This is a genomic window from Novosphingobium sp. BL-A-41-Hi4A-0G, from assembly GCF_055521735.1.
On the sequence record NZ_CM145501.1, the window covers coordinates 199,060 to 222,090 of the forward strand.

At 64.6% G+C, this 23,031-nt stretch carries 26 protein-coding genes; 11 read left to right on the forward strand and 15 right to left on the reverse strand.

Annotation, left to right across the window (positions count from 1 at the left end; genetic code table 11):
• Positions 1–8 precede the first annotated feature (8 nt).
• Positions 9–1,481 carry an aldehyde dehydrogenase family protein gene (locus ACZ1JX_RS01035; protein ID WP_465124984.1) on the reverse strand — a complete coding sequence of 491 codons (1,473 nt, stop codon included), beginning with the start codon at positions 1,479–1,481 and terminating at the stop codon, positions 9–11.
• Positions 1,482–1,683: 202 nt separating this feature from the next.
• Between ACZ1JX_RS01035 and ACZ1JX_RS01040 the strand changes: the two genes are divergently transcribed.
• The 6 genes from ACZ1JX_RS01040 to ACZ1JX_RS01065 all read left to right on the forward strand — a co-directional run bounded on the left by ACZ1JX_RS01040 (position 1,684) and on the right by ACZ1JX_RS01065 (position 8,314).
• A complete protein-coding gene (locus ACZ1JX_RS01040; RefSeq protein WP_465124985.1) occupies positions 1,684–2,541 on the forward strand; it encodes a GNAT family N-acetyltransferase in 858 nt (285 codons plus the stop codon).
• Positions 2,542–2,543: 2 nt separating this feature from the next.
• Entirely contained in the window at positions 2,544–3,998 is a 1,455-nt protein-coding gene (locus tag ACZ1JX_RS01045) for an NAD-dependent succinate-semialdehyde dehydrogenase (RefSeq protein ID WP_465124986.1), read from the forward strand.
• A gap of 15 nt (positions 3,999–4,013) precedes the next feature.
• Entirely contained in the window at positions 4,014–5,093 is a 1,080-nt protein-coding gene (locus tag ACZ1JX_RS01050; protein WP_465124987.1) for a tartrate dehydrogenase, read from the forward strand.
• A 125-nt stretch (positions 5,094–5,218) separates the two neighbouring features.
• Positions 5,219–6,646 carry an aminotransferase class III-fold pyridoxal phosphate-dependent enzyme gene (locus ACZ1JX_RS01055; RefSeq protein WP_465124988.1) on the forward strand — a complete coding sequence of 476 codons (1,428 nt, stop codon included), beginning with the start codon at positions 5,219–5,221 and terminating at the stop codon, positions 6,644–6,646.
• A gap of 14 nt (positions 6,647–6,660) precedes the next feature.
• Positions 6,661–7,158, forward strand: a complete 498-nt coding sequence (locus tag ACZ1JX_RS01060; protein ID WP_011446572.1) for an Lrp/AsnC family transcriptional regulator — start codon at positions 6,661–6,663, stop codon at positions 7,156–7,158.
• Entirely contained in the window at positions 7,151–8,314 is a 1,164-nt protein-coding gene (locus ACZ1JX_RS01065) for a M20 aminoacylase family protein (protein ID WP_465124989.1), read from the forward strand. Before ACZ1JX_RS01060 ends, ACZ1JX_RS01065 begins: the two co-directional genes overlap by 8 nt.
• On the opposite strand, the gene ACZ1JX_RS01070 is transcribed toward ACZ1JX_RS01065, so the two are convergent.
• The 6 genes from ACZ1JX_RS01070 to ACZ1JX_RS01095 form a co-directional block, all read right to left on the reverse strand.
• A complete protein-coding gene (locus tag ACZ1JX_RS01070; protein WP_465124990.1) occupies positions 8,311–8,982 on the reverse strand; it encodes a copper resistance protein B in 672 nt (223 codons plus the stop codon). The genes ACZ1JX_RS01065 and ACZ1JX_RS01070 overlap by 4 nt on opposite strands.
• A gap of 126 nt (positions 8,983–9,108) precedes the next feature.
• Positions 9,109–10,116, reverse strand: a complete 1,008-nt coding sequence (locus ACZ1JX_RS01075; protein ID WP_465124991.1) for a copper resistance protein B — start codon at positions 10,114–10,116, stop codon at positions 9,109–9,111.
• Positions 10,113–11,882 (reverse strand): copper resistance system multicopper oxidase, encoded by a 1,770-nt coding sequence (locus ACZ1JX_RS01080; protein WP_465124992.1) that lies wholly within the window; start codon positions 11,880–11,882, stop codon positions 10,113–10,115. Before ACZ1JX_RS01080 ends, ACZ1JX_RS01075 begins: the two co-directional genes overlap by 4 nt.
• A gap of 27 nt (positions 11,883–11,909) precedes the next feature.
• Complete coding sequence (locus ACZ1JX_RS01085) at positions 11,910–12,476, reverse strand: RNA polymerase sigma factor (protein ID WP_465124993.1); 567 nt, start codon at positions 12,474–12,476, stop codon at positions 11,910–11,912.
• 4 nt (positions 12,477–12,480) lie between these two features.
• On the reverse strand, positions 12,481–12,918 hold the full coding sequence (locus ACZ1JX_RS01090; protein WP_465124994.1) for a Spy/CpxP family protein refolding chaperone: 438 nt from the start codon (positions 12,916–12,918) through the stop codon (positions 12,481–12,483).
• On the reverse strand, positions 12,918–13,175 hold the full coding sequence (locus tag ACZ1JX_RS01095; RefSeq protein WP_465124995.1) for a hypothetical protein: 258 nt from the start codon (positions 13,173–13,175) through the stop codon (positions 12,918–12,920). Before ACZ1JX_RS01095 ends, ACZ1JX_RS01090 begins: the two co-directional genes overlap by 1 nt.
• Before the next feature lie 143 nt (positions 13,176–13,318).
• On the opposite strand from ACZ1JX_RS01095, the gene copC reads away from it, so the two are divergent.
• The 4 genes from copC (at position 13,319) to fghA (ending at position 15,873) form a co-directional block, all read left to right on the forward strand.
• Entirely contained in the window at positions 13,319–13,696 is a 378-nt protein-coding gene (gene copC / locus ACZ1JX_RS01100; RefSeq protein WP_465126327.1) for a copper homeostasis periplasmic binding protein CopC, read from the forward strand.
• A 16-nt stretch (positions 13,697–13,712) separates the two neighbouring features.
• Positions 13,713–14,558 (forward strand): copper homeostasis membrane protein CopD, encoded by an 846-nt coding sequence (gene copD, locus ACZ1JX_RS01105; protein ID WP_465124996.1) that lies wholly within the window; start codon positions 13,713–13,715, stop codon positions 14,556–14,558.
• A 98-nt stretch (positions 14,559–14,656) separates the two neighbouring features.
• Positions 14,657–15,028, forward strand: coding sequence for a VOC family protein (locus ACZ1JX_RS01110; protein WP_465124997.1), 372 nt, complete (start codon positions 14,657–14,659; stop codon positions 15,026–15,028).
• On the forward strand, positions 15,028–15,873 hold the full coding sequence (fghA, locus tag ACZ1JX_RS01115; RefSeq protein WP_465124998.1) for an S-formylglutathione hydrolase: 846 nt from the start codon (positions 15,028–15,030) through the stop codon (positions 15,871–15,873). The genes ACZ1JX_RS01110 and fghA overlap by 1 nt, the downstream gene beginning before the upstream one ends.
• 153 nt (positions 15,874–16,026) lie before the next feature.
• Here fghA and nusB read toward each other — a convergent pair whose 3' ends face one another.
• Genes nusB through hisG form a run of 3 tightly spaced genes read right to left on the reverse strand, consistent with a single transcriptional unit; the run spans position 16,027 to position 18,430 of the window.
• Positions 16,027–16,473: a transcription antitermination factor NusB gene (nusB, locus tag ACZ1JX_RS01120; RefSeq protein ID WP_465124999.1), complete on the reverse strand. Its 447-nt coding sequence runs from the start codon at positions 16,471–16,473 to the stop codon at positions 16,027–16,029.
• Positions 16,470–17,759, reverse strand: coding sequence for a histidinol dehydrogenase (hisD, locus tag ACZ1JX_RS01125; RefSeq protein ID WP_465125000.1), 1,290 nt, complete (start codon positions 17,757–17,759; stop codon positions 16,470–16,472). The genes nusB and hisD overlap by 4 nt, the downstream gene beginning before the upstream one ends.
• Positions 17,759–18,430 carry an ATP phosphoribosyltransferase gene (gene hisG, locus ACZ1JX_RS01130; RefSeq protein ID WP_465125001.1) on the reverse strand — a complete coding sequence of 224 codons (672 nt, stop codon included), beginning with the start codon at positions 18,428–18,430 and terminating at the stop codon, positions 17,759–17,761. Before hisG ends, hisD begins: the two co-directional genes overlap by 1 nt.
• 54 nt (positions 18,431–18,484) lie before the next feature.
• On the opposite strand from hisG, the gene ACZ1JX_RS01135 reads away from it, so the two are divergent.
• Positions 18,485–19,531 carry a DUF2332 domain-containing protein gene (locus ACZ1JX_RS01135; RefSeq protein WP_465125002.1) on the forward strand — a complete coding sequence of 349 codons (1,047 nt, stop codon included), beginning with the start codon at positions 18,485–18,487 and terminating at the stop codon, positions 19,529–19,531.
• Here the strand turns inward: ACZ1JX_RS01135 and ACZ1JX_RS01140 are convergent.
• From ACZ1JX_RS01140 to ACZ1JX_RS01160, 5 genes are all read right to left on the reverse strand, one after another.
• Positions 19,528–20,415 (reverse strand): alpha/beta fold hydrolase, encoded by an 888-nt coding sequence (locus ACZ1JX_RS01140; RefSeq protein WP_465125003.1) that lies wholly within the window; start codon positions 20,413–20,415, stop codon positions 19,528–19,530. The genes ACZ1JX_RS01135 and ACZ1JX_RS01140 overlap by 4 nt on opposite strands.
• Entirely contained in the window at positions 20,412–21,230 is an 819-nt protein-coding gene (locus tag ACZ1JX_RS01145) for an SDR family NAD(P)-dependent oxidoreductase (protein WP_465125004.1), read from the reverse strand. Before ACZ1JX_RS01145 ends, ACZ1JX_RS01140 begins: the two co-directional genes overlap by 4 nt.
• Before the next feature lie 164 nt (positions 21,231–21,394).
• Positions 21,395–22,285, reverse strand: a complete 891-nt coding sequence (locus tag ACZ1JX_RS01150; RefSeq protein WP_465125005.1) for a pirin family protein — start codon at positions 22,283–22,285, stop codon at positions 21,395–21,397.
• Complete coding sequence (locus ACZ1JX_RS01155) at positions 22,282–22,731, reverse strand: NUDIX hydrolase (RefSeq protein WP_465125006.1); 450 nt, start codon at positions 22,729–22,731, stop codon at positions 22,282–22,284. The genes ACZ1JX_RS01150 and ACZ1JX_RS01155 overlap by 4 nt, the downstream gene beginning before the upstream one ends.
• Positions 22,724–22,996 (reverse strand): BolA family protein, encoded by a 273-nt coding sequence (locus tag ACZ1JX_RS01160; RefSeq protein ID WP_465125007.1) that lies wholly within the window; start codon positions 22,994–22,996, stop codon positions 22,724–22,726. The genes ACZ1JX_RS01155 and ACZ1JX_RS01160 overlap by 8 nt, the downstream gene beginning before the upstream one ends.
• Positions 22,997–23,031 lie beyond the last annotated feature (35 nt).

Below are 23,031 nucleotides of genomic sequence, written 5' to 3' on the forward strand. Positions count from 1 at the left end.
CGGGCCGATCAAATCTGGATCAGTGCCGTCTTGACCTTGCAGGACGCCAGATAGGCTTCCCGGCCGAGGTCCTTGCCAACGCCCGACTGGCGGAAACCGCCGGTGGGCAGGATGAAATCGTCAGAGCGGCCATAGCGGTTGACCCACACAGTCCCGGCATCAAGCGTACGGATCGCCCGCATTGCGCGCGAAAGGTCATTGGTGTGGACGCCAGCAGCAAGGCCGTATCGCGTGCCGTTGGCAAGCGCGAAGGCTTCGTCCTCGTCAGCGAAGGACTGCACGGTCAGGACCGGACCGAAGATCTCGCTTTGAACGGCTTCGCTGTCAGGCGCCACGTTGGCCAGCAAGGTCGGCTGATAATAGCTGCCCGATTGCGGTGCGGTGGCGCGTGCGCCGCCGGTCACGGTTTCAGCCCCGGCGCTGCGGGCGCGCTGGACAATTCCATCGATCTGGGTGAGCTGACCTTCGGAAATGATTGGCCCCATGGTCGTGCCTTCTTCCCAGGTAGCACCGATGCGGTGGGCCTCGAACGCGGCGGTCAGGCGCTCGACCACTTCGTCGCGAACTGCGTCCTGCACCAGCAGACGCGATCCGGCTACGCAGACCTGGCCTGCATTGAGCGTGATTGCGCGGGCTACAAGGGCTGACGCCTTTGTCAGGTCCGCGTCGGCAAAGACCAGTTGCGGGCTCTTGCCGCCCAGTTCCAGCGTCGAGGGCTTCGGTCCGGTCTCCGCACAGGCGGCCATGATCGCACGGCCCGTGCGGGTGGAGCCTGTGAAGCTGACCTTGTCCACGGCGTCATGGCGCACCAGCGCATCGCCGATGTCCGCGCCGCCGCCTTGCACCACGTTGAATATGCCCGCTGGAATGCCAGCGACGACTGCCAGTTCGGCCAGGCGCACGACCGAGAAGGGTGTAAGCTCCGAGGGCTTGAGCACAACTGCATTGCCTGCCGCCAGAGCAGGTCCCAGTTTCCATGCCGCCATGACCAAGGGCAGGTTCCAGGGCGCGATGGCTCCCACCACGCCATAGGGCTGGGTCAGGGTGAATCCGAGCTTGTCGGGCGTGGTCGCGCCGATCTCGCCGCCGAGCTTGTCGGCGAATTCGGCGAAGAAGCGGATGCACTCGGCGGTGTAGGGCAAGTCCCAGGCGAGGACTTCGGGCAGCGTGCGGCTTGACCCTGCAGCCTCCAGCAAAGCGAGCGTGGCCGCATCGGCCTCGATCAGATCGGCCCAGCGGCGCAGCAGGCGCATGCGGCTGCGCGGCTCCATCGTGCCCCACCCGCTGACCTTATGTGCATGCGCGGCATTTTCCACCGCTTCGGCAAGTTGCGACCCGTCGGCGGCCCGCAGTTCGCCCAGCAGCCCGCCATCGGACGGACGGGCAACCCTGAAGCTCTGCCCGAGTCCCACAACCGCCTTTCCGCCGATGAAGTTGGCAGCAATGGCAGGGCGGACGGTATCGGGATCGAACAGGGGCATCGCAGCTTTCCGGACGTGGCGGGGATGCGGCAGTCTATGCCGCCGCTTGCGCAATCGGCGCGGCGAAGGGGCGTGAGAACGCGCGATAATGTTCCGAATAAAATGGAAAACCGGCACCTCATGTTGATCGGCGCTGGTTAGACCGAAAGCATCACAGCGGTGCCTTGCGCGCCCTCTCTCAAGCTTGTTCCGGGAGCATCCGATGGCAGTTCAGGACGCAACGCAGATCGTCTTGCGCGCAATGACCGGCGAGGACGTCCATGCTGCTGCCGAACTGTGCATCGAGCAGCAATGGCCGCACCGCGAGGAAGATCTGGCGCTGTTCCTGTCGATCGGAGAGGGCATTGTGGCCGAAACCGAGGGCAAGGTGGTCGGAACGATCATGGGCTGGAAGTTCGGCGAAGCCTTCGCGACGCTCGGACTGGTGATTGTCACCAATGCCATGCAGGGACAGGGTCTTGGCCGCAAGCTGATGGACGCCATGCTGGAGCGTCTGAAGGGGCGAACAGTCATTCTCAATGCCACGGGCGAGGGCCTGCCGCTCTATCGCAAGCTCGGCTTCGAAGAACTGGGCGTGGTGTGCCAGCATCAGGCGGTTGCGCCAGCCCAGCCGCTCGTCCAGCTTCGGCGCGGCGAACGCGTGCGACCCATGGGGGCAGCTGACGGCGAGGCGCTCGAAGCGCTTTATTCCCGAGCCAGCGGCATGGAGCGCAAGGCAGTCCTCGATGCCTTTCAGGCTGAGGGTAGTACTGTGGTGCTGTGTCGCGAGCATGAGCAGACCGGCTTTGCGGTGTTGCGCCGGTTCGGGCGCGGCTGGGCCATCGCGCCGGTTGTCGCGCCCGACCAGACCGGAGCCAAGGCGCTGATTGCGCACTGGCTGGGTACGCAATCGGGCAGCTTCTGCCGGCTCGACATTCCCGAAAACAGCGGGCTGGGGCCGTGGCTGGAGGAGCTCGGCCTGCCGGAAGTGGGGCGCGTGACGGTCATGGCGCTCGGGCCTGCGCCGGTCGGCGACCCGGCCGCCAAGACATTCGCAATTGCTGCACAGGCGCTTGGTTGAACATGTTGAACCTCAATGATCCCACCCTGCTGCGGCAGGCCGCGCTGGTCGATGGCCAGTGGATTTCTGCTGGCCTCCCCGCGCTTGAAGTCACCAATCCCGCAACCGGCGAGGTGATCGGCACGGTGCCCGATTGTGGCGCGGCGGAGACTGAGGCGGCCATTGCCGCGGCTCAGGCCTCTTGGTCGGACTGGCGCCGCCGTACTGCGGGCGAGCGCGCCGCGCTGCTCGAAACCTGGCATTCGCTGGTGCTCACCAATGTCGATGACCTCGCCCGGATCATGACCGCTGAGCAGGGCAAGACACTGGCGGAGGCGCAGGGCGAAATTCGTTACGCCGCAACGTTCATCAAGTGGTTTGCCGAAGAAGGCCGCCGCGTTGGCGGGCGCAACGTTGCCTCGCCCGAGCGCGACCGCCGGATCATCGTGCTGACCGAGCCGGTCGGCGTTTCCGCCGCGATCACGCCGTGGAATTTCCCAGCTGCCATGATCACGCGCAAGTGCGCGCCCGCGCTTGCTGCCGGGTGTCCGGTGGTGATCAAGCCTTCGGAAATGACGCCTTTCACCGCGCTCGCGCTGGTCGAGCTGGCGATCCGGGCAGGTTTTCCCAAGGGTACGATCAATCTGCTCACCGGCATGCCGCAGGCTATCGGTGCGGCGATTACGGCCAGCCCGGTCGTGCGCAAGCTCTCCTTCACCGGCTCGACCCGTGTTGGCTCGCTGCTGATGCGGCAGAGCGCGGACACCATCAAGCGGCTGAGCCTGGAGCTGGGCGGCAATGCGCCGCTGATCGTGTTCGACGATGCCGATCTCGATCTGGCGGTGAAGGCCACCATGGCGAGCAAGTTCCGCAATGCCGGCCAGACCTGCGTCTGCGCAAACCGCATTCTGGTGCACGCACCGATCTACGACGAATTCGCAGCGCGCCTCGGTGCTGCAGTCGAAGCGCTCAATGTCGGTAACGGGATGGACGCCGACACCACCACCGGCCCGCTGATCAACCGCGCAGCTGTCGACAAGGTCTCGGCCCATCTCGAGGATGCGCTGGCCAAGGGGGGCAAGGTCCTGTTTTCCGGCAGGGGCGCGCAGGATGGCAACTTTGCCCGGCCGGTGTTGATCGGCGAGGCCAGCACCGACATGCGGCTCGCATCGGAGGAAACTTTCGGCCCGGTTGCACCGCTGTTCCGCTTCGAGACCGAGGACGATGCCATCGCTCTTGCCAACGATACCCAATACGGCCTTGCCAGCTATTTCTACACCTCGGGCCTTGATCGCGCCTTCCGCGTGGCCGAGGCGCTGGAGGCGGGGATGATCGCGCTGAATACAGGCTCGATCGCCATGGAAATGGCCCCGTTCGGCGGCGTCAAGCAATCTGGTCTAGGGCGCGAAGGCGGAACACTCGGCATCGAGGAATACCTGGAAACCAAGGCTTTCCATATCGGCGGCCTGAAGATCTGAACCGGAGACGGAGCAATGACCAGCAACACGCGAAAGCACACCATCGCGGTCATCCCCGGTGACGGCATCGGCAAGGAAGTCATGCCCGAAGGCATGCGCGTGCTCGAGAAGGCCGCCTCGCTGTTCGGTTTCGAGATCGAGCAGAAGTGGCACGATTTCGCCTGCTGCGACTACTACGCCCGCCATGGCAAGATGATGCCCGATAACTGGAAGGAAGAGATCGGTCGCCCCGACGCGATCTTCTTCGGTGCGGTCGGCTGGCCCGATACCGTGCCCGATCACGTCTCACTGTGGGGCTCGCTGCTGCAATTCCGCCGCGAATACGATCAGTACGTCAACCTGCGCCCCGTGCGCCTGATGCCCGGCGTGCCGTGCCCGCTGGCGGGGCGTGAGCCGGGTGACATCGATTTCTGGGTGGTACGCGAGAATACCGAAGGCGAATACTCCTCGGTCGGCGGGATCATGTTCCCTGGCACGGAGCGCGAGGTCGTCATCCAGGAAACGGTCATGACCCGCATCGGCGTGGACCGTGTGCTGCGCTATGCCTTTGATCTTGCGCAGAAGCGCCCCGCCAAGCACCTGACCAGCGCCACCAAGTCCAACGGCATAGCCATCACCATGCCCTACTGGGACCAGCGCGTTGAAGTGATCGGCATGGAGTATCCGGACGTAACGCACGACAAGTATCACATCGATATCCTGACCGCGCAGTTCGTGCTCAACCCCGATCGCTTCGATGTGGTCGTCGGCTCCAACCTGTTCGGCGATATCCTGTCCGATCTCGGCCCGGCCTGCACCGGCACCATCGGCGTTGCTCCATCGGGCAACATCAACCCTGAGGGCATCCATCCCTCGCTGTTCGAACCGGTCCATGGCTCTGCGCCGGACATTGCCGGGCAAGGCATCGCCAATCCGGTCGGCCAGATCTGGTCAGCCGCGATGATGTTGGAGCACCTTGGCGAAGCAGAAGCTGCCGCGGCGATCATGCGCGCGGTCGAACAGGTTCTCGCCACGCCCTCGGCCCGCACCCGCGACCTCAAGGGTGCGGCTGGCACTGAAGCATGTGGCAAGGCCATCGTCGAAGCTCTCGGCTGACGGGACAAGAGCGCGGCATAAAATGCTGCCTCCCGCCACGCGAAAGCCCCTGAAGCACCCCCCAGCCCCCGCTTTCGGCCAAACCCGCTCTTGCTAGCGGCATAGGCTCGCTCCATTGTTCCCCAATGGACGAGCCTGTGATGAACGCCCCCGCTTCTGCCCTCTCGAACCGTTCCCTCGTCGATATCGACCGCGATCACCTGATCCATTCGGTCACGTCGTTCCGGGGGCATGAACAGCACGGCGCGATCGTGCTGGAATCGGGCCAAGGCATGTGGCTCACGGATGCAGAGGGCAACCAGTTGCTTGATGCCTTCGCGGGCCTTTGGTGCGTCAACGTCGGCTACGGACAGGATTCCATCGTCGAAGCTGCAGCCGCGCAGATGCGCAAGCTGCCCTATGCCACCGGCTATTTCCATTTCGCCAGCGAACCGGTGATCCGGCTTGCGGGAGAGCTCACCGCCGCCGCGCCCGAAGGCCTCGACCACGTGTTCTTCACGCAGGGCGGGTCTGACGCGGTCGACAGCGCGATCCGCTACATCGTCCACTACTGGAACGCTGCGGGGAAGCCTTCAAAGAAGCACTTCATAGCGCTGGAATGGGGCTACCATGGATCGAGCAGTCTCGGTGCAGGCCTCACCGCGCTCGGCAATTTCCACCGCAACTTCGATCTGCCGCGCCCCTGGCAGCATCACATTGCCTCGCCCTACCAGTACCGCCACCCGCAGGGTGACGATGATGCGGCGGTGATCGCCTCCACCGTCGCCGCGCTCGAAGCCAAGGTGGCCGAACTCGGCGCTGACAACGTGGCGGCCTTCTGTTGCGAACCGATCCAGGGTTCGGGCGGCGTGATCGTTCCCCCGCGCGGCTGGCTGAAGGCGCTGCGCGAGGCCTGCACGCGGCTCGGCATCCTGATGCTGGTGGATGAGGTCATCACCGGCTTCGGCCGTACCGGACCGCTGTTCGCCTGCCTCGACGAGAGCGTCTCGCCCGATTTCATGACCACGGCCAAGGGCTTGACTGCCGGCTATATCCCGATGGGCGCGATGTTCATGGCCGACCACGTCTATCAGACCATCGCCGATGGCGCGCCTGCCGCCCTGCCGATTGGCCACGGCCAGACCTATTCCGGCCACCCGGTTGCGGCTGCCGTAGGCCTCGAAGTATTGCGCCTCTATCGCGAAGGCGGTCTGCTGGAGAACGGCGTGAAGGTCGGCGCGCGCTTTGCCGAGCACATGGAGCGCATTCGCAGCCACCCGTTGGTCGGAGACGTGCGCTATCGCGGGCTGCTCGGCGCGATCGAACTCACGCCGAACCAGGCGACGAAGGCGATCTTCGATGCCTCGCTCGACATCGGTGGAAGGCTCTCGAAGCTGACTTACGGCAATGGGGTGATCGTGCGCTGCTTTGCCAATGCTGTTCTGGGCTTTGCGCCAGCCTTGTGCTGCACGCTGGACGAAATGGACATGATCTTCGAGCGTGTCGAACGCTCGCTCGATCAACTGCTCGACCAGCCCGACATTCGTGCTGCCGTCGCGCTGCAAGACGCCTGAGGGGGACCACCGCCATGCTGCCCGGACCCAAGCTCGACAGGATTGATCTCAAGATCCTCGCCAAGCTCCAGCAGGAGGGGCGGATCACCAACGTCGAACTTGCCGACGCGGTCGGCCTTTCGCCCAGCCCCTGCCTCACGCGCGTCAAGCGGCTGGAAAAGGCTGGCTACATCACCGGCTACGGTGCGCATGTGAACCTCAACAAGCTTGGCGAGTTCCTGACGGTCTTCACCGAGGTCACTCTCAGCGAGCACCGTCGCGGCGATTTCAGCCGGTTCGAAAGCCGCATCGTCAAGATCGACGAGATCGTCGAATGCCATCTTGTTTCAGGCGGGTACGACTACCTGCTCAAGTTCGTGGCGCGCGGCGTCTCGCACTACCAGTCGATCATCGAGGGCATGCTGGAGAGCGATTACGGCATCGAGAAGTACTTCTCCTATGTCGTGATCAAATCGCCGTTCATCAAGCATCACTTCCCGATCCAGAACCTCTTTGGCCAAACCCATGGCTGACTCTGTTGTGGTTGATCTGGCCGAAATCATGCCGGACCTCGTCGCCCTGCGCCGCGATATCCACGCCCACCCTGAATTGGGTTTCTGCGAACACCGCACCGCTGCGCGCATTGCCGATGAACTGCGCGGGCTTGGCATCGAGGTGCACGAAGGCATCGGCACAACCGGGCTTGTTGGTGTCCTCAAGGGCAAACGCCCCGGAAGACGCACCTTGGGCCTGCGCGCTGATATGGACGCGCTGCCAATTCACGAGCAGACCAACCTGCCCTGGGCCAGCACCACGCCCGGCACCTTCCACGGTTGCGGCCATGATGGCCACGTCGCCATGCTGCTGGGCGCTGCACGGGTGCTTGCCGCCAATCCCGACTTTGCCGGTACGCTCAACTTCATCTTCCAGCCTGCCGAAGAAGGGCAGGGCGGCGCGCGCGTGATGATCGAGGAAGGCCTGTTCGACCGCTTTCCTTGCGACCGCGTCTATGCCCTGCACAACTGGCCCGGCCTGCCTGCAGGAACGATCAGTACGCGTCCCGGCCCGATCATGGGGGCAGCGGACAAGTTCCGCATCACCCTCACCGGCAAGGGCGGCCACGCTGCGATCCCGCAGGACAGCCCCGACGCGATCCTCGCCGCGGCAAGCTTGGTGCAGCAGCTCAACACCATCGTCAGCCGCGCCGTGCCACCTTACGCGTCGGCGGTCCTGTCGATCACCGAGATCCATGGCGGCCATGCGCACAACGTGATTCCGGCTGAAGTCATGGTCGGCGGCACTGTCCGCACTTTCGACCCCGTAGTCCAGGACCGGATCGAGGCGCGGATGCGGGGGATGCTCAAGGGCATCGAAGCTTCATTCGAAGTCCACTGCGCGCTCGACTACGACCGCTACTACCCGGCGACGATCAACGATCCGCTTGCCGCTTGCGATGCGCTGGAAGTCGCAGCAACGGTTGCGAAGGCCGAACTGGCACCCGAGCCTGCGCCGACATCCGAAGACTTCTCATTCATGCTCCAGCAGCGCCCCGGCGCCTACATCTGGCTGGGACAAGGCACGGACGATCACGCCGCGCCACTGCACAACCCGCATTACGATTTCAACGATAACGTGCTTGAGACCGGCATCCGCCTGCACGTCGCGCTGGCGAGGCACTGGCTGGTCTAGAACCGCAGCGCCATGCCGACGATGCCGCGCGTTATCCGGCCGCGCGTGCCGCCTGCGCGGGCAATGTCGAGCGTCTTGCCGACCAGCCGCTCGTGTATTGCGCCACCATATATCTCGAGAAGTGGTGTCAAGGTCTTCCGCACGCGCAGAGCGGTCTGAATATCGGTCACGCCATGACCGCTGCTTTCCTGCTCGATGTCCTGCGCGGCCCAGTTCACGTTGAGGCGCGGTTCGGCGGTGAGAGTTGCAGACAGCGGCAGGGTGAAGTTCAACTGCCCGCTGCCGATCAGATCGCCGCGCTCCGACATATAGAAGAAGTGTTCGATCTCGAGCCAGTCGACGGGTGTCACCACGAAGGCGAAAGAACCATGCGTCAGGTCCTCGCCCCCGCGGACATCCTGCCGGATGCCGGCCAGCAGTGTGAGCTTGTCGCTAACGTTGCGAACGTAGAGCGCTTCGAGTTGGACGTTGTCGATCAAGGGGCCGACATCGCTGCCGCCCGATGCCCGCACTTCGAAACGATCGTTGTCGGAACCTACCGACAGCGCGCTGTCGAATGTGAAATGCTCGTCACCATCGCCCACGTGGAGTTCAAGCAGGTCCACTTCTGCCTCGACCGGATCGGCGAGCGCAGGAGGGGCAAAAAGGATCGAAGCCAGCAAGGGCAATGCGCATCGCATGGTGCCACATGACCCGAAAGCGCGCAGAACTGTAGCCCGAAAGAGCGCTTATCGACGGAAGAGGATTGCGAAAGCCTGGCCCGGATGGCGTCTCGATGCTGCGTCAATCGAAGCTCAGAACCACATCCTCACGCCCACGACGGCGCTCACCTGCGAAGGACTTTCGCCATCCAGTCGGGCAAACCGCGCCGTTTCGCCCAACTTGCGCTCCCAGTGTACCCCTACGTAAGGCGCGAATTCGCGGGCAAATTCATAACGCATCCGTGCGCCCAGTTCGATCTTCTCGAACCCTGCACCGATGCCGAGTTCGGGCACGTCCTGCGCCGATGCATCGATTTCGACAGAAGGCTGCAGGATCAGGCGCTGGGTCAGGCGCATGTCGTGCTCGGCTTCAACGCGAAAATGCACGTCGCCCTTGTTCGAAACGAAGGCATGCGCGCCAACTTCGAACCAGTAGGGCGCAAGCCCCTCGATACCGATCACGCCATAGGCGCGATTCGGCCCAGCGCCAAAATCCTGCCGCACGCCGAGTTCGAAATTCCACCACGGATCGAGCGCGTGTCGCCACGCCGCGCGGACTTCCCCGGTCTCGAGCGATTCGCCGAACGCGCCTTCGCCCTCGGTCTCGACCGCGAGCCGGTCGATGTCGCCGCCGATCCAGCCCATGGCCTGCCACGCAAATCCATCCTTGCCGCTGCGCGGGCGATACTCGAAGCGATCGAGTATCAGGGCGTTGCCATAGAAGCGCCCTTCCTTGGCGAGGTCGGCCCGGGCTTGGGCCATGCGCTGCTTGTCCCAATAGGCATCGGCGGGATGGTCGGTGGGCACAGGCGGCGGAGGGGCATTGCCCACTTCGCTTTCGCTGGCCGTTGGCATCGTGTGGCCTGCGTGGGCGGAATGGTCCGTCGGCGCGGCCTGGTCCGCCGTGGCAGGCTCGGACTGCTGGTGCATGGAGTGATCCATGCCTTCCATCTGCTGCCCCTCCATCGCCCTCATGACGTGCCCGGAGTGATCCATCCCCTCCATCTGGCTCATGTCATGGCCCGCATGCGGGTCCTGCGCGTCCTGCGCGAAGGAGGGGGCGGAGATCAGTGCTGCCCCTGCCAGCACAAGGCGCTTCATGCTGCGTCTCCCGCGCTGCGCACCGTGACCACGCGCATCATCCCTGCGTGCATGTGCAGCAGCATGTGACAGTGAAATGCCCAGTCGCCCTCCGCATCGGCAGTCAGGTCGAAGCTCGCCTTGCCGCCGGGCAGGACGTTCACCGTATGCTTGCGCGGACGGTTGCCCGGCTCGCCTGTGACCAGTTCGAAGAAGTGGCCGTGAAGGTGGATCGGGTGTGGCATCATCGTGTGGTTGATCAGGTTTACCCGCACCCGCTCGCCCTTGCGGAAAGGGATAGGCTTTGCGCCATCGGAGATCGTCTCACCATCGATGGACCACATGTAGCGCTCCATGTTGGCGGTGAGGTTCACGTCGATCTGGCGTGAGGGTGCGCGCGAATCGGGATTGGCACTGCGCGAGCGCAAGTCGGCATAGGTCAGCACTCGGTGATCGACATCCTCCAAACCGGTCGGCTTGTCAGCCAGCCGGTCAGCCGGCATCGGCGAGATCGTGGCGACACCCGGACCGGGCTTGACCCCCGGCGCGAGGCTGAGATCGCGCATCTTCATCGAATGGCCCGCCATGCTCTCGTTGGCAGGCTTGGACAGGTCTATCTCGCCGCCGTCGCCCATGTCCATCCCGCTCATGTCCATGCCCATATCGCGCATGGTCAGCACGGGGCGAGCGCGGCGGGCGGGGATTGGCCCTGCCATGCCGATCTGCGGCGCGAGGGTGGCGCGAACGAGGCCTGATCGATCAATCGCCTCGGCAATGATTCCGAACGGCGCTGCCTCGGTCGGCTGCACGATCACGTCATATGTCTCGGCAATCGCGATCTGGAACTCGTCGGTTTCGACGGGCTCGACGTTGCAGCCGTCGGCGGCGACCACTGTCATGGGCAGGCCGGGAATGCGGAAGTTGAAGTTGGTCATTGCCGAGGCATTGATTATCCGCAACTTCACCCGCTCGCCGGGGCGGAACAGCGCGGTCCAGTTCGCGCCCGTATCGTGCCCGTTGATCACGAACGAATAGGTCGCGCCGGTCACGTCCGAGATGTCGGTCGCGTCCATGCGCATCTTGGCCCATTCGAGCCGCTCCTTAAGGCTCTGGTCCTTGCCCTTGACCAACCCGCCCACAGTCTGGCGCTGCCAGTTGTAGTACCCGCCCATGGCCTTCAGCTTGCGTAGCTGCTCGTGCGGATTCATCGGGCTCCAGTCCGACAGCATCAGCACGTATTCGCGGTCAAACGGCGCTGCGGCGTCCGGCTCGGCAGGGTCGATCACGATGGGTCCGTAGAGCCCGACCGCTTCCTGCATCCCTGAGTGCGAGTGGTACCAGAAGGTGCCCGAATGGAGGATCGGGAACTCGTACGTAAAAGTCTCGCCCGGATCGATGCCGGGGAACGACAGGCCGGGCACGCCATCCATCTGGAACGGCACCAGCAGCCCATGCCAGTGGATCGAGCTCTGTTCGCTCAGCGTGTTGCTGACGGCGATGCGCACCTTCTGCCCCTCGCGCAGACGGATGAGCGGGGCGGGGATCGAGCCGTTGACCGCAACCGCCGGAGCGGAACGATCACCCACCGCGAACTTCGCCGCGCCGATCGAAAGCGCAATGCTCTCGCCCGACAGCGTGCCGCCGCTGTTGCGCCCCGCCATCGCGCCGGAGCGCATCGAATGCCCGCCATGCCCAGATTGCGCCCAAGCGGGAACTAGCGGCGTTGCGGCAAGGGCACCGGCTCCCAGGAGCAGGTTGCGGCGATTGAGGTGGAGCGTCTTGGTCATTACCCTGCAGTTACGCAGGAAAAGCCGCTACCCCTCAAGCATTTCCGACAATTTCTGCCGCGCCCGATAAATCCGCGTCTCCACCGCCTTTTCCGTCAGGCCGAGCACATCTGCGGCCTCGGCCATGCTCATGCCTTCGAGGCGGCAGAGGATCAGCGGGTCCTTCAGATTTGCCGGAAGCGCGGCAACCGCCGCCGAAACCCGCGCCAGTTCGCGCCGCGAGATCGCCTCGGCTTCCGGGTTGAGCCCCTGATCGGCGAGGTCGAATGCGTCTTCAAGCGGGCGTGCCATACGGAACAGTCGCCGCACCGCGCGACGGCGCGCCCAGTCGCGACACTTGTTCACCGCGATGCGCATGATCCAAGCGCGGAACGGACGGGCAGCGTCGAACTTTGCAAGGGATGCGAACGCTGCAATGAAAGCTTCCTGCGTCACGTCGAGCGCTTCGCCTTCGTCCCCGGTGTGATGGCGGGCCAGCCGGAACACCGCCTCGCGGTGCCGAGCCATCAGGACGGCATAGGCGGTCTGACGTCCGGCCAGCGCGCTTGCGACCAGTTGCGGGTCACTCTCCCCTGACGCGTCGTTCCCCGTCACCGGTTCAGCGGTGGTCGGGTGCGGTAAGGGCGCGGGCGATCTCGCGGTCGAAGATGGTCTGCTGGGCAGGGGTCAGCACGCCACGCATGGCAAACACGTGCGCCAGCGTCGCCTTCTGCAGCTCACCCATCGCCATGTGCGAGGCATCGACCGCACCGGTCACCTTTGGGCCGATCTGATGCTCGCTTTCGATTGCCCGAGCGAGATCGGCGTTCGAAGCCCGCAGACGTTCGTCCAGCGCGCGCCGCTTGCCAGCAAAATCGGCTTCCAGCTTGTCGATCTGCTGCTTCTGCTGCGCCGACAGGTCAAGCCGGTCGTGCATCAACTGGTGCAGTTCGCTGCCGTGATGCATCGGCATGAACCCGCGGACGAAATGGCTGGCAGCAAGCGCGACGGCAGCAGAGACCACTGCCACCAGCACATAGCGCAAGGCCCCGCCCATCAGTCTGCCAGCAAGTGCGACGGCGCGCCCGAAGGCACCCCGAACAGCGGTTCGGCCTGCGCCGGGGCGGAGGGGGCCACCGACCCTGCGATGCCGACGACGGCCGCGATGCCGACCGCCATGATCATCCCGCGCCGCGCAGCAGCGCTTTCGCGCCGCTCGGCAAGGCCTCGCATCACGCCATCATCGATGGTGCCAAGCGAAGCGGGCATTGCCTTGTTTGCCAAGGCGCCGAGAAGTTCATCGATATCGGCCATCGCTGGCTGTGTTCCTTTTTCCACGCGATTCCCATTACGCGCGGTTCAAGCGAATCCCTCAAGACAAATTTTGCGCTATGGCCTGAGGGATGACCGCAGGCCTTGCGTATCACCTTGCAGATCCCAACCCGAAAGGACTTGCCATGCGCCGTCTCGCGCTTCTTGCCGTTCCCGCCCTTGCCATGCTGGCTCTGCCCGGTGCCGCCTTCGCGCACCCCAAGCTGCTCTCGGCCAATCCCGCGGCAAACACGGCAGTGGCCAAGCCGACCAAACTGACCCTGACTTTCTCCGAAGAACTCGTTGGCCCGCTCTCGGGAATCGAACTTGTCATGACCGGAATGCCCGGCATGGCGAACCACGCGCCGATGCCCATCAAGGGTTTCAAGACGGTCGCTTCGGGCAAGGTCCTGACCGTTACCCTGCCGCGCGCTCTTCCTGCCGGAACCTACAACCTCAAGTGGCATGCAGTCGCTGCGGACCAGCATCGCATTGAGGGCCAGTACGCCTTCACTGTGCGCTGACCGGGCCTGAGGGGGCGTGGAAACGACTGGCCTGATCGCCTCGCGGGCGGTGGCGTATCTCGCGCTGCTGCTCGTGGCAGGCTTGCCTCTGCACGGCCTCGCGGCGGGTCAGGCGCTGACGCTCCGTGCCCGTATCTCCCTTGCCCTGCTGGCATTGGCGGCGGCGCTGGCTTCGGCATGGTGGGCGCTGGAAAGCGTGGCAGCCATGGCAGGTATCGGGCTAGATCAGCTCGATCAGGCCACGGCCGAGGTCGTGCTCGCTCAGACACCGCTCGGCGAGGTCATGGAATGGCGGCTGACGGCTCTGCTGGCAGTGATCGCCGCCTGCCTCCTGCCTTTGCGCTTGCTGCGACTGCCGCTTCTGGCCTTGGGAGGTGCAGTGGCACTGTGTTCTCAGGCTTGGACAGGTCATGCAGGCGCAAGCGGGATGCCCATTCATCGTGCGGCCGACATTTTCCATCTGATCGCTGCTGCAACCTGGTTTGCGGCACTGGCAATGTTCGTCGTATCGGCCATCTCTCGCAAAGGCCCGGACGTGGCGGCGCTGTCACGCTTTGCCCGTACTGGCAGCGCTGTGGTCGCCGTACTGATCCTGACGGGGTTGCTCAACACGCTGGCCATTGCTGGGTGGCCAATGATGTTCGAATCGCGGTGGTTCAGTATTCTCGCCGTGAAACTTGCATTCTTCGTGCTGATGCTGGGCTTGGCTGCGGGCAACCGCTGGCGGATCGTCCCGGCGCTTGAGCGCGACGAGCCTGGGGCACCCGCGGGTTTGCGGATCTCGCTCATGCTTGAGTTTGCTGTCGGCCTTGGCGTCGTCGGTGCGGTTTCGCTCCTAGGTCTGCTTGATCCTGCTGCTTGAGGCCAAACGGCAATAAAGAATTCCCGCTCGGACGCTTGACCGCCCACCGCATTGGCTTAGCTCTCTGTGCGCTACAACCTGACTACGGGAGAGAGCTTATGTTCAGCCACGTGATGGTGGGCGCCGATGATATCGCCGCCGCCAAGAAGTTCTACGACGCCACGTTCGCCGCCTTCGGTGGCCCGGAAGCCATCACCGACCCCAAGGGGCGACTGATCTATCAGCACAACGGCGGGCTGTTCATCGTCACCCAGCCGATCAATGGCGAACCGGCTTGCGGCGCGAATGGCGGCACGATCGGTTTCCGCATGAACCCGGAACAGGCCAACGCCTGGCATGCTGCGGGCGTCGCCAATGGCGGCACGGCTTGCGAAGATCCGCCGGGACCGCGTGAAGGTTCGCCCTACTACCTCGCTTACCTGCGCGATCCGGCTGGCAACAAGCTCTGTGCGCTGGACATAATCGCCTGATGACACTCGAAACGGTCTCTACGTCAAAGGCGCATGGCGGAACGCTGGGCGTCTACAAGCATGAGTCCGCTGCTACGGGGACGGGAATGACCTTTTCGGTCTTCCTGCCCCCACAGGCTGAGGCGGGCGCAAGATTGCCGGTGCTGGTGTACCTCTCAGGCCTCACCTGCACCCACGCGAACGTCACCGACAAGGGCGAATACCGCAAGGCCTGTGCCGAACTCGGCATCGTCTTCGTCGCGCCCGACACCTCGCCGCGCGGCGAGGGTGTGGCCGATGATCCGGATGCTGCCTATGACTTCGGCCTTGGCGCAGGGTTCTATGTGAACGCCACGCAGGAGCCCTTCGCGCAGCACTATCGCATGTGGGACTATATCGCCGAGGAGTTGCCCGCACTGTTGGGCGCAAACTTCCCGGTCGATCTGGATCGCATGGGTATCACCGGCCACTCGATGGGCGGCCATGGGGCGCTGACGCTGGGCCTTACTTATCCCGAGAAGTTCAAGTCGCTATCCGCCTTCGCGCCAATCGTTGCGCCGGGGCAGGTCCCATGGGGCCACAAGGCGCTCGGCGGGTATCTTGGTGATGATCGTGCGGCATGGCGCAGGCACGATGCCGTGGCGCTGATCGAAGACGGCAAGCGGCCTGCGGGCCCAGTGCTGGTCGATCAGGGCGCTGCCGACGGCTTCCTGGCCGAACAGCTCCGCCCCGAACTGCTCGATGCCGCCTGCAAGGCTGCAGGCATAGACCTGACGCTGCGCCTGCAGCCGGGCTACGACCACAGCTACAACTTCATCTCGACCTTCATGGACGACCACATCCGCTGGCACGCGGAGCGGTTGTAAGGTCCAAGATCCTCCCTGATTTTCCGTAAGGACAATCGGGGAGGGGGACCGCCAGCGAAGCTGGGGGTGGAGAGGCTGCCACCCCTCCGTCATTCGCTGCCGCGAATGCCACCTCCCCGCTTGCGCTCCGCGAAAACAGGGAGGATTCTCAACCTACCGCACGTCCTTCGCCACGGCATCGAGCACGCCGTTGACGAACTTCGCCTCGCGCTCCTCGAAGAAGGCGTGGGCCACGTCGACATACTCGGTGATCACCGTCGCGACGGCCACATCCTTGCGCGCCATCAGTTCGTAGGACCCGGCGCGCAGGATCTGCAGCATGGTCTTGTCGAGGCGGGCGAGCGACCAGCCCTTGGCAAGCTTGGCCGAGAGCATCAGGTCGATCTCGTTGCGACGCGCGTCGACGCCCTTCACGACGTCGTCGAAGAAGACGACATCGGCCTTGAGGTATTCCACCTCTTCGATCTCAGCGCCCAGCCGGTGCTGGTGGAATTCGTCGAGCAGGACGGTCAGCGGCGTCTGCTCCATGTCGATCTGGTAGAGCGCCTGCACGGCGGCAAGCCGCGAGGCGGCGCGGGCCTTGCCCGATATCTGCGTCATAGCCCGAGCCTCACTTCGATGGACCGGGCGTGGGCGGCAAGCCCCTCGGCCTCGGCAAGGGCAATGGCGGCGGGGCCGACGGCGGCAAGCGCGGCGTCAGTCGCCTCGATAAAGCTGGTGCGTTTCATGAAATCCAGAACGGAAAGGCCCGAGGAAAAGCGCGCGCGGCGCCCGGTGGGCAGGACGTGGTTCGGTCCGGCAACGTAGTCACCGACCGCTTCGGGGGTCATGCGGCCGAGGAAAACGGAGCCTGCATGGCGGATCTTGTCGAACAGCGCCTGCGGACTGTCGGTCGCGATCTCGACGTGTTCTGCGGCCAGCGCATTGGCAAGCGCGGGGGCTTCGTCGAGCGAATCCACGACGATGATCACGCCGTAATCGTCCCAGCTGGCCTTGGCGACCTTGGCCGTCGGCAACATCGCGATCTCGACGCCGACCATGTCCGCCACCTGATCGGCAAAGGCCGCATCGTCGGTGATGAGGATCGACTGGGCCACCGGATCATGCTCGGCCTGGCTGAGCAGGTCGGCGGCGATCCACTGCGGGTCGTTCTTTGCATCCGCAATCACGAGGATTTCGGAAGGCCCTGCCACCATGTCGATGCCGACAATGCCGAAGAGCTGGCGCTTGGCTTCGGCCACCCAGGCATTGCCGGGGCCGGTGATCACGTCGACCGGCTTTATTCGCTTGGTTCCATAGGCAAGCGCCGCCACGGCCTGCGCCCCGCCCACGCGCCAGACTTCGTCGGCTCCGGCAAGGTGCGCGGCGGCCAGAACCAGCGGATTGGCCTCACCTTTGGGAGTTGGCGTCACGACGACGAGGCGCTCGACACCCGCAACCTTGGCGGGAATGGCGTTCATCAGCAGTGAGGACGGGTAGGCCGCGCGGCCGCCCGGAACATAAAGCCCCGCGCCGTCCACCGCGCTCCAACGCGCACCGAGGCGCATGCCGCTCTCGTCCGTATAGTCCCGGTTTTCAGGCAGTTGCGCGCGGTGGTAATCGCGAATGCGCTGGGCTGCGAGTTCGAGCGCGGCGCGAAGATCGGGCTTCAGCGCGTCAAACGCGTCGCGGCAGGCCTCGGGCGAAATGCGCCAGTCGTCGTCTGCCGGAGTGTGGCCGTCGAACTTGGCGGTGTATTCGGCCAATGCCTCGTCGCCCCTCAGGCGCACGTCTTCGATGATCGTCTGCACATCGCGCGCGACGTTCTCGTCGCTCTCGCGGCGGTCCTTGACGAGGCGGGCGAAGGCCTTGGCGAAGCCGGGTTCGCTGGATTTCAGGCGCAGCATCAGGCGGCCTTCCTTGCAGCGACCATCTCGCGGAAGGCATCGACCAGCGCGCCGAGGCGGGCGCTGTCGGTCTTCAGGGCGGCGCGGTTGACGATCAGGCGGGCCGAGACGGGGAGGATCTGGCTGGTTTCGACCAGACCATTCTCCTTGAGCGTCCGCCCCGTCGATACGAGGTCAACAATGCGGCTGGCAAGGCCCAGAGAGGGGGCCAACTCCATGGCACCATTGAGTTTTACGACCTCTGCCTGCACGCCAAGCTTCTCGAAGTGGCGGCGTGTCAGGTTCGGGTACTTGGTGGCAACTCTGGCATGACTCTCGCGGGCAGAGGCACAACTCTCCACCAACTCTACCGGTTCGGCGACCGACAGACGGCAGTGTCCGATGTCGAGATCGACCGGCGCATAGAGGTCTGCGTAATCGAATTCGTCGATCACGTCCGACCCTACGATGCCCGCATGCGCCGCCCCATGCGCCACGAAGGTCGCCACGTCGAAAGCGCGGACGCGGATGATCTTCACGTCTGGCCGGTTGGTGGCGAAGGAGAGGGCGCGCGAGGCCTTGTTAAAGAAATCGGCCTCGGGCACGATCCCGGCCTTCTCGAGCAGAGGCAGGGCCTCGTCGAGGATGCGGCCCTTGGGCAGGGCGAAAACGAGCGGTGCGGCGGTGGACATAACCCGCCGCCCTTATGGCAGCACGGCGCAAAGGGCAACCGAATGAACCCGATCATGGAGATCGAAGAGGTCGCAAAGGCCATAGAATGGCAGGCGGATCATGCCACGAACAATGGTGCGCCCTGCACAGGCCGGGTGGTGCGAGCGCAATTGCGGCTGCTGGATGGCGCGACCGAGGTCGGCAAGCGAATCGCAGCGTGGCCGGGAAGGCCGCTTGAGGACGCGTTGCCGCTGCGGCTTTCGGGCGGACATCACAACCTTGTGCTGACTGGCAAGGACCGCCGGTTGGAGCCGGTCTATCGCGGCGAGGTGACCGATCAGGCCGAAGTGGACGCGCTGGTCTTGGCTGTGACGCAAGACCATGACGCGGACCTCCTGCCATGGCTCGATGGTCCGCCGCAGACCAACGAGGCGGGGCGCTCGGCCTCGATCATGGCGGCGTTGCTGTTGCTCTCGGGCAAAGTGGGACCGCGCTTCGAACTCAACGAGCTTGGCGCGAGTGCTGGCGTCAACACGATGATGGAGCGGTTCTTCTTCGATCTTGGCGGGACGACGGCGGGGCCTGTGGATTCGCCGATGCGGATCGTGCCGGAGTGGCGCGCGCCTCCGCCTCCGCAAGCGCCGGTTGAGATCACCGCCATTCGCGGGTGTGACCGCGCGCCGATGAACCTTGCCGATCCGGAACAGGCGCTGCGTCTGAAGTCCTATGTCTGGGCCGAAGTGACAGAACGGATCGGGCGGATCGATGCGGCGATTGCGCTGGCGGGGCAGAAGGCGCCCGATCTGGTGCAGATGGATGCGGCAGATTTCGTTGCCGAGTGCATCGCCGCGGCGCAGGAGGAAAACACCACCCGCGTGTTCTTCCATTCGATCGTCTGGCAATACCTTCCGCCCGAAACCCGTGCGCGGATCGAAGCCGAAATGGCCGAGGCAGGCGCCAGGGCCGATGCCTCGAGGCGGCTGGCTTGGGTCATGCTGGAAACCAATCGCCAGACTTTCCGCCACGAACTGACGGTGCGCTACTGGCCCGACGGCGCGGAGCCGGTGCTGCTCGGCACCGCACACGCCCATGGTGCCTGGGTGGAGTGGTTCGGGAGCTAGCCCAGAAAACGGTCGAGCGCTGCGTTGACCGCATCTGGCGCTTCCCAAGGCACGAAGTGGCCGCAATCGTGGACTTTTTCGAGGGTAAGACTGGTGACCAGCTTGTCCATGCCATCGAGGTTGCACGGCGGCAGGGCCATGTCGTCCATCGCCCAGATCACCAGCGCCGGGATCTGCAGCGGTGGCACCGGAGCATCCTGATAACCTTCGGGCAGTGCGAAAGGCGCGTCCATCGGCGGGACCGCCATGGGGCTGGCGCGATACCAATTGAGCATGGCGATGGCGGCATCGGGATTCGACCAGTCCTTGAACAGGGCGGCCCGCTCTTCCTCCTCCATGGTGGGCGCACGCTCCCATTTGAGCGCCTGGGCCAGCAGTGCGCCGAGGCCGTGTTCGCGCACCATGGCGTCGTTGGCGGTGTCGCGGAAGGCGCGCATGTACTGGCTCGCCTCGCGCTGCTGGCGGTCGGTCCAGAGCAGGCGTGGGAAGATCACCGGGTGAGGGGCATTGGCGATGACGGCGCGGGTGACGCGCGTACCCTGGCCAAGCAGGGCGACGCCCCAGGCGATTGCGCCACCCCAGTCATGACCGAGAATAGTGAACTGCTGGACGCCCAGTGCATCGGCGAGCTGGAAAATATCGCCGATCAGCTTGTCGGGCGTATAGTTTTCGACTCCCTCCGGCTTGGACGAGCCGCGATAGCCGCGCTGGTCGGGCGCGATGCAACGGAAGCGGGAGGAAAGGTGCGCGATCTGGTGGCGCCAGGTGCGATGGCTTTCGGGGAAGCCGTGAAGGAAGATCAGGGTGGGAGCGTCTTTCGGCCCGATGTCCAGCACATCGAGTTCGATGCCGCTTGCGAGCGTAACGCGTTGCAGATCAGTCATTCAGGGGCTCCCTCGTCCATCCTCTGAGCATAGCCTGCCGCGACGACCTCGGCCATGCGATCGTGCAGGGCATCGGGGGTGCGGCGCAGTTCGCCGATTTCCCGTTCCATGCCCTCGCCCATGATGATTTCGCGTTCGCCCGCAGCGATGGCGTCGAGCATCTGGCGCGCGGCCACGTCGGGATCGAGGCCCTTCTCGATCACCGCATCGCTGATCCCGCGCCGCGATCCGTCAGCGGTGATGGCGTTGCGCGAAACGTCGGTGCGGATCGAGCCGGGAGCTATCACGTGGACCTGGATGCCGAGGCCTGCGACTTCCGCGCGCAAGGCATCGGAATAGCCGAACAGCCCGAACTTGGCTGCGCTGTAGCCCGTCCGCATCGGAGAGCCGACCTTGCCGGCGATGCTCGAGACCATGACGATCCGCCCGGACTTGCGCGCAGCCATACGTGGCAGCAGAGCCTGCGTCAGAGCGATGGGGGCCAGCAGATCGACCGCGACAATTCGTTCGTAGACGGGGAAGGCAGTGTCCACCGCAAGCGAGCGCTGCGAGATGCCGGCGTTGTTGACCAGCATGTCGACATGGCCCTTCCAGCCCCACGCCTGATTGGCAGCACGGGCGGCGGCTTCATAATCGGTCGCCTCGAAGGGCAGGACGAGCGCCTCACCGCATTGCGCCGCGACTTCGCGGAGTGCAGCTTCATTGCGTCCTGACAGGATCAGCTGCGCCCCTTGTGCCGAAAGCGCCCGTGCCAGTGCCGCGCCGATGCCCGACGACGCTCCGGTGATCCACACGACTTGCCCAGAAAACGCCATTCGCCTGCTCTCCCCAAAGGATCAGGTCTTAACCGACCCATTAAGGGCATGGTGTCAGGGTTTGGCGGGATAGGGAAGGGGTGATGATCTGTCTTGGCGTCGTGCTTGCAAGCGAAGTGAAGCAATGACGAAACGATAAGTGGGGGAACCACGCGGTTTGAATCTCAAGGATAGCTTACTGTCGTGGCCACCTTGGGCAGCGGGATGAACTCTGCCTCGTCCCCCGGCACTTTCGGAAAGCGGCCTTCCTGCCAGTCTGCCTTGGCCTGGTTGATGCGGTCGCGGCTGGAGCTGACGAAGTTCCACCAGACGTGGCGTTTGGTGGTGAAGGCCTCGCCGCCCATGAGCATCACGCGGCCGCCGGTTTCGGATTGGAGTTTCAGGACGGCGCCGGGGGCGAGGACGACGAGGTCGTAGAGGGCGAGGGTATGTCCGTCGATGCTGGCTTCGCCGCCGACGAGCATGACGGCACGTTCGTCCGCCTCTGCGTCGATGGGCAGGGAGCCGCCCGGCGCGAGGAGTATCTCGGCGTAGATCGTGGCGGCGTGCTGGGTGGTCGGCGCGGTCTGGCCCCAGAGGGTGCCCATGATCACGCGGGCGCTGACGCAGACGTCCTCGACCAGCGGCAGGGCGGTGACCTGTTCAAAGGCGGGGGCGATTTCCTCCTTGCCATCGGGCAGGACGAGCCAGGTCTGCATGCCGTAGAGGTGCGGGCCGCCGGGACGCTCGGTTTCGGGCGAACGCTCCGAATGGACGATGCCGCTGCCTGCGGTCATCAGGTTGACCTGGCCGGGGCGGATCGTGGCGAAGGAGCCGAGGCTGTCGCGGTGGTCGATCGCGCCTTCAAACAGCCACGTCACGGTGGCGAGGTTGATGTGCGGGTGGGGGCGCACGTCCATCGCTGAACCTGCGGGCAAGTGCGCGGGGCCGAACTGGTCGACAAAGATGAACGGGCCGATCATCGTGCGCTGGCGCGAGGGGATGGCGCGGCGGACCTCGAAAGCGCCGAGATCGTGGGCGACGGGGGTGATGGTCTGGATGATCGGATCGGTCATGCCTCAGCCTCGAGATCGAGCAGTTCAAGCAGGTTCACCGGGAACACCGGTTCATGCCAGTCTGCCAGTTCTGCGCGGGTAAACCAGCGAAATTCCTTGATAAGTTCGCGCTCGATCTGGGTGTGGCCGGAACTGTCGGGCGTAAAGCTGGTCGTGCGGACGCGGAAGAAGCGTTCGTCCGAAGTGATCGGTTCGCCTTCGAGCGTCAGGTAATCGTCTGCTCGGCGGGCCAGTTCGGGGCCGCAGCTGTCCACCACGAGACCGGTCTCTTCGAACAGTTCGCGTACCGCAGCGACGTGGAACTCTTCGCCCGGATCGCATTCACCGCCGACGCCGCACCAGAACGGGCGACGGTCCGCCGGGGCGAAGCGGATGAGGAGGAGGCGGTCTTGCTCGTCGAGCAGGAGGATGCGGGCCGCGCGGCGGATGCGGCGCGGATTACTCACCTGGGGCTTTGGCCTTGATCGCGAGGGCGTGGACGCGCTGGCCGGGGAGGTCGCCCAGCGCCTTGTTGACCATGCGCTGACGGTTGAGGCGCGATTGTCCGGTGAAGGCCGCGCTTTCGATCTCGACAGTGAAGTGCGATTCGCCGGTGCCATCGTCGCCCATGTGGCCCGAGTGGCTGGCGCTGTCGTTGATCACGGCGAGGTGGGTGGGGGTGAGGGCTTCGGTCAGAAGCCGTTCGATTTCCTGTGCGATTGGTCCGGTCATGGCTTTTCTTCTAGCGACTTCATCGCCATGTGGAC